The organism is Streptomyces sp. AHU1 (assembly GCF_045343905.1).
Classification (GTDB): domain Bacteria; phylum Actinomycetota; class Actinomycetes; order Streptomycetales; family Streptomycetaceae; genus Streptomyces; species Streptomyces triticiradicis.
Map to the genome: position 1 here is coordinate 307478 of NZ_CP174284.1, position 13428 is coordinate 320905.

Genomic DNA, 13428 nt, shown 5'->3' on the forward strand with positions numbered 1-13428 from the left:
CCCCCAAGGAATCGTCAACGACTATCCGGGCACACCCATTGCACTTTAGGGCAAGTCAATTCTGGGCTCGCAAAATGCGGCCTGAGCCAGTAAGGATCAGTCAGCCCAACTTCGATTCCCATGACGCGACAGGACCCGCCCCATGCCCGAAATATCCGCTTCCCGCCCCATCGCTTCAAGCATTCCCATGGCTGACGACGCTGCAGAGATCACGCTCAGCCATTTGTTCGCCCAACAGGTCACCAGCACGCCTGATGCTGTCGCCGTCGTCCATGGAGACCAGCAGCTCACCTATGCGCAGCTGGACGCCGCTGCGGCATGCCTCGCTGGGCAGCTGCACAATAAGGGCATTGGTCCGGGAGACATCGTCGCGGTACGGGCGAGCCGGACTGAGCGGCTGCTGGTAGGCCTTCTCGGTGTCCTCAAGGCAGGTGCTGCCTATCTCCCTCTGGATCCTCAGTATCCAGCGAAGCGGCTCGACTTTATTGTCGCGGACGCGCGTGCCGCCTACGAATTGGGCGAGTCCGATCTCGTGACGGCCCTCGAGGACGCCGACTCAGCCGATCCGGCTGTGCCTGCGGCAGCGGCCCCGGACGATCTCGCCTACGTCATCTACACTTCCGGCTCCACCGGTCGCCCCAAGGGGGTGCAGATCGAGCACAGTTCGCTGGTCAATCTGCTGCAGTCGATGCGGGATCTCATGGCCGCCCGGCCAGGTGATCGTTGGCTGGCTGCAGCTTCGGTCTCCTTCGACATGTCCGTTCCCGAACTATTCCTGCCGCTGGTCACCGGCGGCACGGTCGTCGTGGCGAGCGAGGGCCAGACCCGGGACGGCGCGGCACTTTGCGCGCTGATTGCCCGGCAGGGCGTGACCCACATGCAGGCGACACCCACTGGTTGGGCCATGCTCTTGAACGCTGGTTTCGACAACCCTGCGCTCACGGCTGTCACCGGAGGTGAGGCGCTCCCCCTAGCACTGGCCCGGCGTTTGCGAGCGAAGGTCGGCAGACTCATCAACCTGTACGGGCCGACCGAGGCAACCGTGTGGGCAATGGCGGACGAGCTGGATCTTGAACCACATGAGGTGACGATCGGCCGCCCAATGGCCAACACCCAGGCCTACGTGCTGGATGAGCGCCAGGCTGTGGTCGAGGCCGGCGTCGCCGGTGACCTGTACCTCGCCGGCGTAGGTCTCGCACGCGGCTATCTTGGACGGCCGGAACTGGACGCGGAGCGTTTCCTGCCCAACCCGTTCGGGCCGTCGAGCAGCCGGATGTACCGGACGGGGGACCGAGTCGTCCAACGCGAAGACGGGCGGCTCGAGTTCGTCGGAAGAGTCGACGATCAGATCAAACTCCGTGGATATCGGATTGAGTTGGGCGAGATCGAATCCCAGTTGCAGGCTGTCCCCGGCGTCGGCCAAGCAGCTGCTGCGGTGCGGGACGGTCAATTGGTGGGCTACATCGTCGGCACCGCGGACGAGGGCAGCCTTCGGCGTGCACTGGCGGCGGTCCTCCCGCCCTACATGGTGCCCGAAGCCTTCGTCACCCTGGACGCCCTTCCGGTGACCCCGAACAGCAAAGTGGACCGCGCATCGCTCCCCGCTCCAGCACAGGAATCTCACCTGCACGAGACACACGAGGGGAATTTGCTGGAGTCCGTACGGCAGATCTGGTGCGAGGTGATGGGCGTGCAGGAGGTCGGCGACAACGAGAACCTCTTCGACCTGGGCGGGCACTCAATCACCATTGCCAGGATCTCTGCGCGGATCCAGGACAGACTCGGCATCGAAGTGCCGCTGCACGCCTTCTTCGACGCACCTACGATCGAAGGCCTGACCGCGGTAATCACCTATCTGCGCAGTGAGGCCTGAAGACTGCGGCGCAGGATCACCCGGCAAGAACCCAGCCGCTGGACAGCAGTTGCCGCTACCGGACACGGCCCCAGGGAACATCGCAACCCTAGGGCCACCGAACATCTGGCGATCTGGAGGAGCCAGAGCAGTAAGCCGTGCGCGACAGCCGTGATCCGCCCGTCGGGCATCCGTGAGGCGTGGACACTCAGGCGTCGACACCCAGTTCAGGGCGCAACCTGAAAGGGCACCAGATACGCCCGAAGGGGTGCGACTTCGCCGTCACGGCGTCTTAGTACTCCCTGTAGCCTCAATGATCCTCTTGTTCGAGTCGATGTCGTCTGATCGATTACGTCAGGAGAAGCACGTGCCCGCACGGTCACGGTGGACAGCAGGTCTTCTGATCGCGGCCGTTTTCCTCTGCCTGACGTTGTCCTGGGACCATCCACCGACCGTCATGTCCCCTGAGGTCCTTGCCCAACCGATCACGGGCAAAATGACCTACTACAACGACCATGGCTACGGGGCGTGCGGAACCGTGATCGACGCATCCTCACAGGATCTAGTGGCAGTCCCAGCCTCCTATTGGACAGCTGCCAATCCGAACGAGGACAAACTCTGCAAGGGCGTTTCGGTCCAGGTCACCTACAACGGGAAAACGATCACCGTTCCGGTCAAGGACCAGTGTCCGACTTGTGGATCGAACCACCTCGATCTCAGTCAGACGGCGTTCCAGAAGCTGGCCCCGCTGGCCCGCGGTCTGGTCACGGGCATCACCTGGTCGTTCGTCAACGGCCCGGCATCAGCCCCCGCTCCCCCCAGCCCCCTTGTCCGCGAGGCAGGGAGCCCGACGCCACAGCCGTCTGCACCAGCCGCACCTCGCCCATCGACATCGCACACCACGCCTTCGCCCCGCATCACCACCTCGAGTTCTCCCTCGTCCCCGACTCCGGCAATCACGTTCCCGCCCTCCCCCAGCTCTGACGGTCACGGCGGCACCTTCCGCATCGTCGGCTCGGGTGACAGATGCGTGGACATACCCGGAGGCCACGCAGCCGACGGAGTAAGAGTCGAACTCCACGACTGCAACGACAGCAAGAGCCAGCGCTGGACGATCGCCCCTGACGGCAGCTACCGATCCCTCGGCAAGTGCTTGGACCCCGTGTACGCCCGGACCATGAACGGAACCGACATTCAGGTGTACCGCTGCAACGGGCTGCCCAACGAAGAATGGCGGATCGGACCCAACAAGTCCCTGGTGAACGTCAAGTCGGGACGCTGCCTGGACGCCCGAGACCATACAACTGCCAACGGATCCCGCCTGCAGCTATGGGACTGCACTGGAGGCAGCAACCAGCGATGGTCCTTGCTGCGCGACTGAATCCGGTGGCATCGGCCGCAGCCTTTCCCCCGGTCCTGAGGAATGTGCTGGACGGCCGCTCTGGCGGCACAGCACGGCCACACAGGACAGACCCAATTCATGTTCAAACAGGAGAGCGGTATGGCAATAAGCCTCAAGAGGCGACCACCGATGAAAGCAACGGTGGCCGTGGGCACCGCTGTTGTTATGACCGTCGGAGCGGTCCTCCTCGCCGGCGCGAACGCCCAGGCCGACGGCACGGCGAACCCGGGCAAGGGCTTCCCCGCCCACTATGCAGCCCCCTACACGGAAATGTGGAACTCGCCTTCGGTGATGACCGAAGCGCATGCCTCCACAGGGCTCAAGTACTTCACCCTGGCCTTCGTCATCAACGGCAAGGGGTCGTGCAACGCCACTCTGAACGGTGACACGGCGGTCTCCAACAGCGGTTGGATCTCCGCGATCAACGCTCTGCGCGGCTCCGGCGGCGACGTTATCGCCTCATTCGGTGGCGCCGCTGGCACCGAACTGGGAGTCGCGTGCACGTCCGTGGGAGCACTCAAAGCCCAGTACAAGAAGGTTATTGACACGCTTAACCTCACGCGCGTCGACTTCGACGTCGAAGGCGGCGCTCTCAACAACTCTGGTGCAAACGACCGCCGCAATCAGGCACTTGCCGAACTGCAGCAGGAATACGCAAAAACAGGCAGAAAGCTGGACGTTCAATACACGTTGCCTGCCAGCGTTAACGGTCTCGAGGGCAACTCGATGAGTCTCCTGAGGAGCGCCAAGCAGCACGGGCTGCGGGTGAACCTCGTGAACATCATGACAATGGACTATGGGCCGGCCATGGACATGGGTGATGCCGCCATCAGCGCCGCCCAGGGGCTACACAACCAGCTGAAGCAGGTGTGGAGCGACCGGTCGAACTCTCAGCTGTGGGCTATGGAGGGCAACACGCCGATGATCGGCGTGAACGACGCCCAGGTCGAACGCTTCACAGCGGAAGACGCGAAGTCGCTCGAGCAGTTCGCGCACAGCCATGGCATCCAGGAACTGTCCTTCTGGTCACTGGGACGGGACAAGGCGTGCTCCTCGAACGGCAAGCTCTCCGATTCCTGCAGCGGCACGCCCCAAAGCAAGCTGGAGTTCGCTCGGACATTCAACGCCCTGGCGAGTGGAACAGGCTCATCCGGCGGCCAGAGCAGCGCCAGCCCCTCCACCACGCCCGCACCGTCACCCTCTGGCAGCATCTCGGCCAGTCCGTCCCAATCGCCTAGCGGCTCTTCCACGCCAACTCCGACGGCAACTGGCAGTACCCCCGGGACTTCGCCGTCTCCGCAGCCGTCTTCTTCAGGCGCAAGTGACGGGCCGTTCCACATCCTGGGCCTGGCCGGAAAGTGCGTCAGCGTCCAGGGCGGCAAGAGCGTAAATGCTGCCAAGATCGTGATGGCCGAGTGCAACGGTTCAGACACCGCCCAGGCGTGGTCCTGGGGATCCGATGGCACGCTGCAGGCTCTGGGGAAGTGCCTTGACCCGACGTACGCCAGGACCGAGCAGGGCCGTCGGGTTCAGATCTTCGACTGCAATGGCAACTCCGGCCACGTGTGGAAGCTGGGCACTGACAAGAGCCTGGTCAACGTGAAGTCGGGCCGGTGTCTGGACGTCAGGAACCACAACACCAACACTGGTGCGCTTCTGCAGATCTGGGACTGCACGGGCGGCAGCAACCAGAAGTGGAGTCTGGTTCCCGCGTAGTTGAGAAACTATATGTGGGGCGGGCCCCCTCGGGGCCCGCCCCACATATGTGCCCGCAGGTAATCGCTCGCCTTGGATGGTGACCAGCACGGCCCACCACCTTGCTCCCGGTCGAACATCCGTATCCGCGACCGCTAGTCGGACCGGTTCCTCAAGGACCTATAGACCGTTTTCAGTGCCCCTGCTCATGTATCAGCGGATTAACGCGATACGGTACCTGAACGAATCCCCAGTTCCTTTTGGGCACCATGTCGATCTTTGGACAGTGCCCGATCCGGGAGAGCACCCTTGTTGGAAGATGCCCTCAAAGCTGCTGTCAGCGTTGTGGAAGCCGGCGGCGCTGCCATCATCTGCATCGGCACAGCCTTGGCCTTCGTGCGGTATCTGCTGTTCACGACGCGCACCGTGAAGTCGATGACCTTCATTGCCATCCGGATCGACCTGGGCCAGCACCTGATCCTTGGCCTGGAGTTCCAGCTCGCAGCTGATCTCCTCAGGTCGGCCGTATCACCGACCTTTTACGACATCGGCCAGCTGGCGGCTGTCGCAACCCTGCGTACCGTCCTCAACTACTTTCTCACCAGGGAGATCGTGGAGGCCCGGGGCATGGAAGAAGCCCTAGCCAGCCGCGCGAAAGATGGCGACGCGTGAACGCAGTCCTGCAAACCGCAACGCTCGGGGCTACTCTTGCAGCTTTTGTGGCCGCCGCCGTCGCAGCAGTGAAGCCCCAGAGCCGCAGGTTCTCGGCTTTCGTCTTTCTCGACCTGCTCACTGCCGCTGGCGTGCTTCACCTGGCCGTAGTCCTGTCCTACGCCAGTGTCGTCATGACAGCAAGCATCGTCGCCATCAGACGGTTGATCGGGATGAGCTACTCCGCAATCGGCAAGACCGCCGCTGGCCATCGGCGCCGTGGCCATCCGCTCGGCGGTGCCGAACGACGCCGATGAGCCCAGGCAACGGGGGCACTGCTCAGCTGGTCTTCGGAACGTAGGGGAAGGTCGAGGTCGGCTTGACCGGGACCGATTCCTTCGTTACCCCTGTGGTGAAGGCGGTGTTGGTGGCGAGGGAGAACATCACATCGGGTGCGCTGTCAGTCAGGGAGCGGCCGTTCCAGTGCCCGAAGCCCAGGACTGCCGGCGTACCGACCTCGTAGGGCAAAACGTTCGGGAAGAGTTTGTTCGCCACGGCCTGCCCGTACGAGTCAGGGTCCACGGCGGTACCGTAAGCACGGACCACGGCCGCCACCGCGGAAGCGATACGGTCGCCGAACTGCTCCAGGTCTCGGCGAGGGTCGGCGTCGTTCAGACGGTCGGCAAGTTCGTCGTCGTGCTGCGCGAAGATCGGCGAGATCATCGGAAGGCCGAGTCGGTTGATCGCGTGCCAGCCGCCCGCGTCCGTGGCGAGGCTACTCAGGGCCCAGGCACCGATCCGACCATTGTCGGCGACGCCGAGAAGGTCCCCGTCGGGAACCTCCAGAACGATGGAGTAGACGATGTTCCCGCCGAACGGCTCGTTCTTCGACGAAGCGATGCTCCACTCGGACAGGTCAGCCCTGGTCCCCTGCGCGAAAGCGTCACCGATGGCGTGGAGCACGACTGCGTCGAGGTAGAAGGCATCGTGGGCCTTGCCCGCCCAGAGCTTCTCGCCGTTACTTCCTGTCACGGTGGCCCCGGTCGATCCCTGAGCCAGCACGTCACTGCTTCCGTCACTCGTCACTCGGCTCAGCTCCACGCTCTGGGCGCCGGAACCGTCCGTCTCGCCGAACGTGATGCGATAGGTCAGGTCGGGAGTCAGATCCCCGTTGCCATCTACATGGAACTCGTAGCGGCCTTCGGGGTGAAATCCCGTGGGCGCGCCCTCTCCGGCCAAGGAGGGGCACACATTGATGGCGAAAACCGTGCCTGCCTGACCTTGGAAGACGTAGAAATCCGTGATGTTGAGGCGGACGTCAGATCGAGCGCCAGGTGAATCAAGGTGATGGGACATCTTTGTACCCTTGTCTCGCGCAAAGCAGGATGGTTTTTCGCTGGCTGAGTCAAGATAACGCTGGGGACCAGCCAGTCCGGGAATCGATCCTAGGAGTAGCGCCCGCGATTCCACTCCAATGGACGAGCGAGCGTCCAAACCGGGCGCCATTCACTGGTGAGGCGACTGGCGCAGCGGCCTCACGCTACGGCGGCCATGAAGGCACCACTCACAGGCGACGCCCTCAGGGAAAGCCTGGAAGCATTGATGCCTACAGCCCCGCTTCGAGTGCTTCGCCGCGCGGCAAGGTGAGTTGCACCGCGGCGGGCGGTGATGTCTGCCGTCATACGAACAAAGCAGCTTGGCGGGGTCACGAGCGATAGCCGAAGCGAAGCGCCTACCGTCCCAAATCGGACGGATAGGTGTCGTCCCAGTCCCGACGCTCGACGTCACGATCGAAGTCGCCCGGCTGCTCGAACGTCACGTGCGTTGCCGCCGATCCGGGCGTAGCTCCGTGCCAGTGCCAACCGCCGGGCGGGCTGCTCACCACATCACCGGCACGCACGACCCGAACACCGGTCTCATCTCCCACGACGCCGACCCCCTCCACGAAGACAAGATGCTGGCCTTCGTGGTGGATGTGCGGGACCGTACGGGCGCCGGCGCCGAAGTGCACGGCCATGGACTTCAGTCCCGGCAGATTGCACGGCAGTTTCTGCACCTTCACATCGTCCGGCTTGTTGAACAACGACCGCAGGTTCTCGGGTACATCACCGACCGGATCGTTGCTGGTTGAACCAAACTCGTCCATTGCGGGTGCCTTTCCTGTGCGTGCCGCGCATTCTGTGCCGTCACGTCTCGTTCCACCGAACAGCCGCTCAGCTGCAGACCCTACGCAGCCTCAAGTGCCAGAGTCGGACATCGACTCGCCAAGGGTTCATGGTGGTGGGTTCGGTGCGACTCGACCGGATCTAGGCTAATTGAGATCGACCTCCTCCGCACTTCAGCCGTGCTGGTCACCCACTCACGAGGCGGAGGGGTTTTCCCGTACTCATTTACCGCTATTTTTTTGCTGGGTCTTTACCCGAACTGGAACAAGGAGTAGCCCTGGCGCCCTGCACTCGTGCTCGCGGCGCAAGTGGTGCCTCATTACTGATCTTTTCGTTGGTTCTGTGGGTGTGGCGGGCTTGTCGGTGGGAGTCTGTTTAGGTGTCCTACAAGCCTTCGTCTTCGGTGTCCGGCTCTCGTGTTCCTCCTTTGTCACGGCCTCAGTTGGCGGAGGCGCGGCGTGTTCGTGCGGTCGAGTTGTTCGGGCAGGGTCGCTCGAACTCCGACGTCGCGCGGATGGTGGGGGTGCACGCGGAGAGCGTGCGGCGCTAGAGACGTGCCTGGGAGAACGGTGGAGCTCAAGCCTTGCGGCGAAAGCCGGCCCCCGGTCGCCGGCCGAAGTTGGACGACGCCCAGGTCGAGCAGGTGCGGGCCGCGTTGGAGCAGTGCGCCCAAACGCATGGCTTCGAGGCAGATCTGTGGACCTTGGAGCGGGTCGGCGTGGTGGTGGAGCGGGTGACAGGGGTGTCGCTGTCGCGGGCGACGGTCTGGCGCCTGCTGACTGGCCGACTCGGCTGGAGTCTGCAACGGCCCGAGCCTCGCGCGGTGGAGCGGGACCAGTCGGAGATCGCCCGCTGGGTTGCACATGAGTGGCCGCGCATCAAAAGGGGGCGGTGAAGAAACGTGCCTGAATCGTATTCCTCGACGAATCGGGTGTTTCTCTGCTGCCTCAGGTCCGCCGCACCTACGCGCCCCGCAACCGCACTCCCACCTTGCGGCACCGGCTGAACTGGAAACGCGCGTCGATGGCCGCGGCCCTGGGCTACCACGCAAGTGATCCCGACCGTGGTCCCCGTCTGTGTTTCCACCTCCAGCCCGGCAGCTACGACACCACCTCCCTGATCGAGGTTCTGGAGCAGGTCAAGGTGTTCTACCGCGGCGAGCGGGTGGTGCTGGTCTGGGACGGCCTGTCGGCTCATTGGAGCCAGGCGATGCGGGCCTGGGCTGCCGAACAGGATTGTCTCACCCTGGAGCGATTACCGGCTTACGCTCCTGAGCTGACACCCGGTGGAACTCCTGTGGTCCTCACTCAAGAAACGCGAACTCGCCAACCTCGCCGGCGACCACCTTGCCGATGTCGCCGACACCACGGAGCAAGGCATCCACCGCATCCCCCAACTGCCATGGTCCTTCCTCGCCCACACAGGTCTGACCATCCGCCCACCAGACCCACGCAATTTACGAAAAGATCAGTAAAGGCTTTCGCATAACCGTTGGTCACCCCGGGCGCCAAGCGCTTCCGTGCCGGACGCGAATGAAGCGGCGCGGGCGGTGCCCATGGGCGAGTGCGCACTGCTGGCATGAGCGTCTCTTCGTCTACCGCAGCCGATACATCTCACACCTCCCCAGTCTGGGTGGAGTCGATGGGCAGACCTTTGATCGTCGTCCCCCTTTCCCTGCTGGCCGCATGGCGCGGGTGCACGGAGAGCGGGGTCATGGCGGGAGATGCCACCGCTGCAGACGACTACGATCGGGCCTGCGCGGTGGACGATCTGACCGGTGTGATCACCGTTGGCAAGGACGGTATGCAGGCACTGGTGCTGGCGGACGAGTCGGCCACGGCTGCTATCTGCCCGAACGCCAAGCCTTCCTGCGATGGCTTGCCGCCGATTCCGAGACAGGGCTACAGGCCTCAGCAGAGGCTGTCCATGCCGACCCGGCCATTGAGTGAAGGAGTGAGACACGTGGATGTCGGATGGTCTGGCCATGCTCTTGGACTCCGCTGAAGCGGGCTCCGAACTCGACATCGAGTGTCCCAGCGGCGGGATGCCCGCCCAGGCACCGGCCCCGCTGCTTGCCGGTCGCTGGAGGGTCCGGGCCACGCGCACCAAGGCAGACGAGGAAAGCTGGGCAGGTCTGGTCCAGCTCCTGCCCACCGAGTCTTGAACCGGCAGGAGCTCTGATGCGTGCGGTCAGGCGCGGCGTGCCAGGTTGTGCAAATGGGCAATGCCAAGCATCGCGTGGTGGACGCCCTCGCCTTTTAGAACCCCTAACGAAATGAGTGGCGGGTACCGCTAGTCTCAGTGGCCATGAGTCAGAGCGGTTCGCAAGCGGCAGTGTTCTTCCGAGATGTCCGCCAAAGCAGAGTCGTCTGGCTTGTCCGGGATGACGACGGAATGCCGACCCACCTCTCTGCGGACGGCACACGAAGTCTTCCCTTCTGGTCGACCTCGGCCCGCGCCCAGAGGGCAGCGAAGATCTGGGGGCATGGGCTACGCGTTGAATCCATGCCGTTGGAGACCTGGCGCGATCGCGAACTGCCCGATTGTGCCCGGGATAGACTCAAGATCGGCATCAACTGGAGCGGGCCGCGCCTGGTCGGCTGGGATTTCACCCCTATGGAAGTTCTCAACCGACTGGCGGCGGCTGACTAGACCAGGGCATCGCTCGCCAGGGCGCACAGTCGCCGCCAGCAGATGAGTGCACATCCAAGGGTGAGGAAGGCTTCGTGGATGTCGTCGCGGATCTCCCAGCGGATCCGCAGACGGCGGAACCAGTGCAGATGGGCGAACGCTCGTTCCACGACCCAGCGTTGGGTGCCCAGACCGGAGCCGTGCTCGGTGCCGCGGCGGGCGATCAGCGGCTTCACGCCGAGATCCCAGACCAGTCGGCGGTACTTGTCGTGGTCGTAACCCCGATCGCCCAGCACCACGTCCGGGCGGCGCCGGGGCCGGCCGCGTTTGCCCCGCACGGGCGGCACGGCCTGGAGAAGAGGGATCAGCTGGGTGACGTCGTTGCGGTTGCCGCCGGTCAAGGTGGCGGCGAGCGGGATGCCGGTGGCATCGGTGATCAGGTGGTGCTTGCTGCCCGCTCTGCCCCGGTCGACAGGGCTTCGTCCGGTCTTGGCTCCCCCTTTAATGCTCGGATATGAGAGCCGTCGACCACCGCCCGGGAGAAGTCCAGCGCGTTCGCACTGCGGAGCCTGGCGAGGAGAACCTCGTGCAGCCGGGACCACACCCCCGCCTCGGTCCACTCGGCCAGGCGGCGCCAGCAGGTCATGCCCGACCCGAAGCCGAGTTCTTGCGGCAGGTGTTCCCAGGAGATCCCGGTGTGCAGCACGAACAGGATGCCCTGGAACACCAGCCGGTCCGGATGCCGCTTGCGTCCTGGGTGGCGGGTCCGGCGCTCAACCCTGGGCAGTAGTGGCTCGATCACTGCCCACAGTTCGTCGTCGACTTCCCACGGCTTCGGCCGCGCCACCGCACACCTCCGGATCATCGGTCCCGGAGTGATCCAACCACTTCGAAGATCATTTCGTTAGGGGTTCTTAGCCAGCAGTCGCAGAGAATCTTCCAGGTCCTCATCCACGCGAAGGCATGCTCGATGCGAGCGTGACCCGCCGGTACGAGGCGTTGGGGGCTTCCACCTTGATCGTGGACACGGGTTGTCATGCAGCGATGGCCAGCGTAGTTGATCTCTGTTCGAAGACGACCGGTGCGAGGTAGCCGATCGCCGAATGCCTGCGCTGGTGGTTGTAGTAGCCGAGCCAACGGAACACCGCGAGGCGGGCGGCTCGTGCGGTGGGCCAGCCGCGTCGGCCGGGCAGGATCTCCCGTTTGAGTGAGGCGAAGAAAGACTCGGCGGCTGCGTTGTCCGCGCTCGAGCCGACGGCTCCCATGGACCGGCGGATCCCGGCGGTGCGGCAGGCATCGGCGAACGCCTGCGCGCCGTACTGGGCTCCATGATCGCTGTGGAAGATCACGCCGTCCACCCGGCCGCCGCGGATGCGGACAGCCGCGTCCAGGGCGTCGGTGACGAGCCGAGTGCGCATATGGTCGGCGATCGACCAGCCCAGCAGGCGCCGGGAGTGCACGTCGATGACCGTGGCCAGGTAGAGGAACTGCCCGCCGGTAATCGGCAGATAGGTGATATCGCCGATCCAGACGGTGTCGGGGGCAGCGGCGGTGAAGTTCCGCTGCAGCAGGTCAGGCACTGCCTGACGGTCCGGATCCGGGATCGTCGTGCGATGTCTCTTCCGCAACTTCCGCCCCATGATGGCGTGTTGACGCATCAGCCGCTCGATGCGCTTGCGATTGACAAGCAGACCGCCCTCACGGAGTTCAGCGGTGATCTGCTTGGACCCGTATGTCTTCCCGGACTGTGCATGGATCGTGCGTATGCGCCGGGTGAGGGCCGCGTCGGCGGCCTTCCTCGCGGCCCTGGCCGGCGCGGCCTTCAACCAGCGATAGAACCCGGACCTCGACAGGTTCAAGACGGTGCACAGCCGCTTCACGCCGAAGGCGTCACGATGGTCGGCGACAAACTGGAAGCGGCTCACCAGCTGGTCTCGCCCGCAAAATACTTGGCCGCCCGGCGCAGGATGTCGCGTTCCATCTCCAGCTCACGGACCTGCTTGCGCAGTGCGGCAATCTCGGCGTCCTTCACCGACTCGATCACCACCTCGGGACGAGCCTCCTTATCGACGGTCTTCACCCACTGCCGCAACGTCTCGTGATTCACCCCGAGCTCGGCCGCGATCTGCGAGACCGGACGACCCGACGAGCGCACCAGTTCGACGGCGTCAGCCCGGAACTCAGCCGGGTACTTGTAGGTCCCCACCTGGGACTCCTCTCCTGGACTCAAGATCCAGTGTCGAGGTGTCCACGATCAAGGTGGAAGGCCCTTGGGGTCTGCTGCTTCCATGCCGCACGATCCTGGCCTAGAGCAAGCCGATGCGGAATGAGCAGCCCGGTGCCGCGATAGCCGCCATCAGCGATGGTGGTGCCCCTGCCGGCCATGGCCCTTGCCCCTGATTCCTCCCATACCTTGCAGTCGTTGCGGTTACCGGGTACCGGCCGGCTCACGGCAACGACCAAGGTGCTTTCCGCGTCCAGCGCGATCTGGTGATTGGTGGAGTAGCGGTATTTCTTGGGCTGTTGGACGATGGTGCGGTCGCGGGTGGGCACCGATGTGCCGTCCACGATCAAAACGAACGCCCTGCGGAAGCGTTGGCTGATTGAGCGCGAGCAGCGGGCCAGTACAGCCGACGATCCGAGCCGCCGCAGACTTCGACCCTCCGAACAGCGGGGTTAACTGCCGTAGCGTCAGGTTAGAGCGCCAATAAGTGACTACGAGCAGTACCCGGTCCTCCAGCGGCAGTGACCAGAGCCGCCCCGAGCGGGACGCACCCGCTTCTTCTCGCTGCAGCACCCTGACCAACGTGCCAAAGGACCGAGGGGACAGTGCCGTGAACGGAGCTATCCAAGACAGATCGGACGCCGTGATCACACCAGCCACGCCAACAACGTCCCACTTGTGGCCAGCGGTTACGGGGCAGCTTTCAGCAACTGAACCCCACTACGTGACCAAGCGCCCGAATCCCCACCCGCAAAAGCCAACCCACGCCGATCCGTCTCGTTACGCCGGTGCTGCAAGTGACCTACTC

Annotated in this window: 13 protein-coding genes and 2 pseudogenes; 10 read left to right on the forward strand and 5 right to left on the reverse strand. The window is 64.1% G+C overall.

Annotated features, from left to right (window positions below):
- Positions 1-187: 187 nt before the first annotated feature.
- The 5 genes from ACICHK_RS42335 to ACICHK_RS42355 all read left to right on the forward strand — a co-directional run bounded on the left by ACICHK_RS42335 (position 188) and on the right by ACICHK_RS42355 (position 5917).
- Positions 188-1873: a non-ribosomal peptide synthetase gene (locus ACICHK_RS42335; RefSeq protein ID WP_406841628.1), complete on the forward strand. Its 1686-nt coding sequence runs from the start codon at positions 188-190 to the stop codon at positions 1871-1873.
- Between the two features lie 436 nt (positions 1874-2309).
- Positions 2310-3233 carry a cysteine/serine endopeptidase inhibitor gene (locus ACICHK_RS42340; RefSeq protein WP_406841915.1) on the forward strand — a complete coding sequence of 308 codons (924 nt, stop codon included), beginning with the start codon at positions 2310-2312 and terminating at the stop codon, positions 3231-3233.
- Between the two features lie 99 nt (positions 3234-3332).
- Positions 3333-4970 (forward strand): ricin-type beta-trefoil lectin domain protein, encoded by a 1638-nt coding sequence (locus ACICHK_RS42345; protein ID WP_406841629.1) that lies wholly within the window; start codon positions 3333-3335, stop codon positions 4968-4970.
- Between the two features lie 288 nt (positions 4971-5258).
- The gene (locus tag ACICHK_RS42350) at positions 5259-5621 is read left to right on the forward strand and encodes a DUF1622 domain-containing protein (RefSeq protein WP_406841630.1); all 363 of its coding nucleotides are present in this window, start codon (positions 5259-5261) and stop codon (positions 5619-5621) included.
- Entirely contained in the window at positions 5618-5917 is a 300-nt protein-coding gene (locus ACICHK_RS42355; protein WP_406841631.1) for a hypothetical protein, read from the forward strand. Before ACICHK_RS42350 ends, ACICHK_RS42355 begins: the two co-directional genes overlap by 4 nt.
- Before the next feature lie 22 nt (positions 5918-5939).
- On the opposite strand, the gene ACICHK_RS42360 is transcribed toward ACICHK_RS42355, so the two are convergent.
- Positions 5940-6956, reverse strand: coding sequence for a DUF4331 family protein (locus tag ACICHK_RS42360; RefSeq protein WP_406841632.1), 1017 nt, complete (start codon positions 6954-6956; stop codon positions 5940-5942).
- Between the two features lie 376 nt (positions 6957-7332).
- Positions 7333-7746, reverse strand: a complete 414-nt coding sequence (locus ACICHK_RS42365) for a hypothetical protein (RefSeq protein ID WP_406841633.1) — start codon at positions 7744-7746, stop codon at positions 7333-7335.
- A 602-nt stretch (positions 7747-8348) separates the two neighbouring features.
- Between ACICHK_RS42365 and ACICHK_RS42370 the strand changes: the two genes are divergently transcribed.
- The 5 genes and pseudogenes from ACICHK_RS42370 (at position 8349) to ACICHK_RS42390 (ending at position 10417) form a co-directional block, all read left to right on the forward strand.
- Positions 8349-8660, forward strand: coding sequence for a winged helix-turn-helix domain-containing protein (locus ACICHK_RS42370; RefSeq protein WP_406841634.1), 312 nt, complete (start codon positions 8349-8351; stop codon positions 8658-8660).
- Between the two features lie 47 nt (positions 8661-8707).
- Positions 8708-8989 (forward strand): annotated as a pseudogene (locus ACICHK_RS42375) (hypothetical protein); the annotation flags it as partial.
- A 417-nt stretch (positions 8990-9406) separates the two neighbouring features.
- Positions 9407-9769: an Imm21 family immunity protein gene (locus ACICHK_RS42380; RefSeq protein WP_406841635.1), complete on the forward strand. Its 363-nt coding sequence runs from the start codon at positions 9407-9409 to the stop codon at positions 9767-9769.
- On the forward strand, positions 9750-9929 hold the full coding sequence (locus ACICHK_RS42385) for a hypothetical protein (protein WP_406841636.1): 180 nt from the start codon (positions 9750-9752) through the stop codon (positions 9927-9929). The genes ACICHK_RS42380 and ACICHK_RS42385 overlap by 20 nt, the downstream gene beginning before the upstream one ends.
- Positions 9930-10072: 143 nt before the next feature.
- Complete coding sequence (locus ACICHK_RS42390) at positions 10073-10417, forward strand: DUF2750 domain-containing protein (protein WP_406834927.1); 345 nt, start codon at positions 10073-10075, stop codon at positions 10415-10417.
- Here ACICHK_RS42390 and ACICHK_RS42395 read toward each other — a convergent pair.
- The 3 genes and pseudogenes from ACICHK_RS42395 to ACICHK_RS42405 all read right to left on the reverse strand — a co-directional run.
- Positions 10414-11261 (reverse strand): IS5 family transposase gene (locus ACICHK_RS42395; protein WP_406834925.1). Its coding sequence is split into 2 segments (ribosomal slippage): positions 10414-10907 and positions 10907-11261, totalling 849 coding nucleotides; the frame shifts between segments, so codons are not numbered across the junction. The two genes, ACICHK_RS42390 and ACICHK_RS42395, sit on opposite strands and share 4 nt — an antisense overlap.
- Before the next feature lie 169 nt (positions 11262-11430).
- Positions 11431-12602, reverse strand: a protein-coding gene (locus tag ACICHK_RS42400) for an IS3 family transposase (RefSeq protein ID WP_406841637.1) whose coding sequence is annotated in 2 segments (ribosomal slippage) — positions 11431-12338 and positions 12338-12602 — 1173 coding nt in all. Because the reading frame shifts where the segments join, the coding sequence is not laid out codon by codon here.
- A gap of 71 nt (positions 12603-12673) precedes the next feature.
- Positions 12674-13280: pseudogene (locus tag ACICHK_RS42405) on the reverse strand (transposase); the annotation flags it as partial.
- Positions 13281-13428: the final 148 nt, after the last annotated feature.

Coding starts and splice junctions, on each gene's coding strand:
- ACICHK_RS42365 (WP_406841633.1), bottom strand. CDS start 7,746: ATGGACGAGTTTGGTTCAACCAGCAACGATCCGGTCGGTGATGTACCC.
- ACICHK_RS42380 (WP_406841635.1), top strand. CDS start 9,407: ATGGGCAGACCTTTGATCGTCGTCCCCCTTTCCCTGCTGGCCGCATGG.
- ACICHK_RS42345 (WP_406841629.1), top strand. CDS start 3,333: ATGTTCAAACAGGAGAGCGGTATGGCAATAAGCCTCAAGAGGCGACCA.
- ACICHK_RS42360 (WP_406841632.1), bottom strand. CDS start 6,956: ATGTCCCATCACCTTGATTCACCTGGCGCTCGATCTGACGTCCGCCTC.
- ACICHK_RS42390 (WP_406834927.1), top strand. CDS start 10,073: ATGAGTCAGAGCGGTTCGCAAGCGGCAGTGTTCTTCCGAGATGTCCGC.
- ACICHK_RS42385 (WP_406841636.1), top strand. CDS start 9,750: ATGCTCTTGGACTCCGCTGAAGCGGGCTCCGAACTCGACATCGAGTGT.
- ACICHK_RS42340 (WP_406841915.1), top strand. CDS start 2,310: ATGTCCCCTGAGGTCCTTGCCCAACCGATCACGGGCAAAATGACCTAC.
- ACICHK_RS42335 (WP_406841628.1), top strand. CDS start 188: ATGGCTGACGACGCTGCAGAGATCACGCTCAGCCATTTGTTCGCCCAA.